This window comes from Streptomyces sp. SM1, from assembly GCF_002910825.1.
Taxonomy (GTDB): domain Bacteria; phylum Actinomycetota; class Actinomycetes; order Streptomycetales; family Streptomycetaceae; genus Streptomyces; species Streptomyces okerensis.
In genome coordinates this window covers 1-1780 of the sequence record NZ_NEUB01000463.1, presented here as the reverse complement: position 1 = coordinate 1780, position 1780 = coordinate 1, and the positions used below count along the sequence as shown (strand labels likewise).

Here is a 1780-nt window from a genome sequence, read left to right as displayed (position 1 = left end):
GGTGGATCCCGCGCCGCGAGCCCCCGCGCCGCCCGCCGGTCCCTCGCGGCGTCTCTTCGTCTCCCGTGTCGTCGGCGGGGCCGCCGCCGCGGCTGCCGTGGGGACCGTCGGCTACGGGACGTACGGGGTGCTGCGCGGACCGGGTGTGAAGCGGGTCACCGTGCCGCTGGCCAGACTGCCCCGCGCGGCACACGGTTTCCGCATCGCGGTGGTGACCGACGTGCACCTCGGGCCGGTGCTCGGGCGCGGGTTCGCGCAGAAGGTCGTCGACACGGTCAACTCGACCCAGCCGGATCTGATCGCGGTCGTCGGGGACCTGGTGGACGGCAGCGTGAAGGATCTCGGTCCGGCCGCGGCGCCGCTGGCGCAGCTGAGGGCCCGCCACGGGTCGTTCTTCGTCACCGGCAACCACGAGTACTTCTCCGGTGCCGAGCAGTGGGTCCGCGAGGTGCGGCGGCTCGGACTGAACCCGCTGGAGAACGCCCGGACGGAGTTGCCGCACTTCGATCTGGCCGGGGTCAACGACATCGCCGGGGAGCGCGAGGGCGAGGGGCCCGACTACGTGAAGGCGCTGGGCGACCGGGATCGAGGGCGGGCGTGTGTGCTGCTGGCACATCAGCCTGTGCAGATTCATGATGCCGTCGACCATGGGGTGGACCTGCAGCTGTCCGGGCACACGCACGGGGGCCAGCTGTGGCCCGGGAATCTTGTCGCGGGTGCGGCGAATCCGACGGTGTCCGGGCTGGAGCGGTACGGGGACACGCAGCTGTACGTCAGCCGGGGAGCGGGGGCGTGGGGGCCGCCCACCCGGGTGGGCGCGCCGTCGGACATCACGGTGATCGAGCTGGCGTCGCGGGAGGCGTGAGCACACCGGGGTGGGCCGGGGTGGGCCGGGGCGGAGCCCCGCCCCGGCCCACCGCGCTCGCGGGGTGCCGCCCCCACTGCCCGCGGCCGGGGGCGGGTTCGCCGGTGTCCGTCAGTCCCGGCCGACGGTGGTCAGGTCCGTGTTCTTCGTCTCCCGGTAGCGGATGAAGGACGTCGCGCTGATCGGGCAGAGCGCGGCCACGTACCAGCGGTACCAGTCGGCGTGGCCGTGTGCGGCGAGGTACTCGTTCAGGTAGGGAGCCGGGACGTCGTCGGACGAGACGGGCGGGCTGCCGCGCCGCTTGGAGCGGACGAACGCGTACGCCGCTGAGGACAGGTAGCCCACCGTCATCCGGGCCTCGCCCATCTCGTGGCCGGCGATCAGGAACCGTATGCCGTACGTGACCGAACGGGCCGGCGCGCTCGCGTCGGCCGGCCGGTCCGTGGTGACCTCCATGGTCAGCTCGGCCGGGTCGCCGGAACGCACGGTGAACAGACCGGGCAGGCGCATCGACCAGGACCGCAGAACGAACGTGGTGCCGTCGTCCACACCGAGGTGGCGGTGCGCGCCGTAGGTCTCGGCCTGGCGGGCGCATTCGAGCAGCAGCACCGGGTCGACGGCGGTGTGACCGGGGTGGTCGGTGAAGTAGGCGTGCGAGGAGGGGAGTTGCGCGCCGGCGAGGAAGCGCTGCCCGTCCACCGCCGCGGTGTCGGTGAGGAAGACTTCCGACAGGGCCCGGCGGTGGAGCAGACGGCGGTCGACGGACCGGACGAACTCGAGCTCCCGGACACCGGAGGCGAAGGCAGTTGTGGACACCGTCATCGGCGGGTGACCCTTCTCTCGGCTGATGAGAAGGAAGCTCATGAGCGGCGCTTTCACCCCACTGTCGGCTGCTGAAAGCCCTCTGACGCCGCG

The 1780-nt window shown here is 72.6% G+C and carries 2 protein-coding genes; one reads left to right on the top strand and one right to left on the bottom strand.

Annotation, left to right across the window (positions count from 1 at the left end; translation table 11 throughout):
* The coding region (locus B9S61_RS11595; protein ID WP_146064796.1) for a metallophosphoesterase at positions 1 to 865 on the top strand (865 nt) is incomplete at its 5' end.
* 111 nt (positions 866 to 976) lie between these two features.
* Here the strand turns inward: B9S61_RS11595 and B9S61_RS11590 are convergent.
* Entirely contained in the window at positions 977 to 1729 is a 753-nt protein-coding gene (locus tag B9S61_RS11590) for an AfsA-related hotdog domain-containing protein (protein WP_103542185.1), read from the bottom strand.
* Positions 1730 to 1780 lie beyond the last annotated feature (51 nt).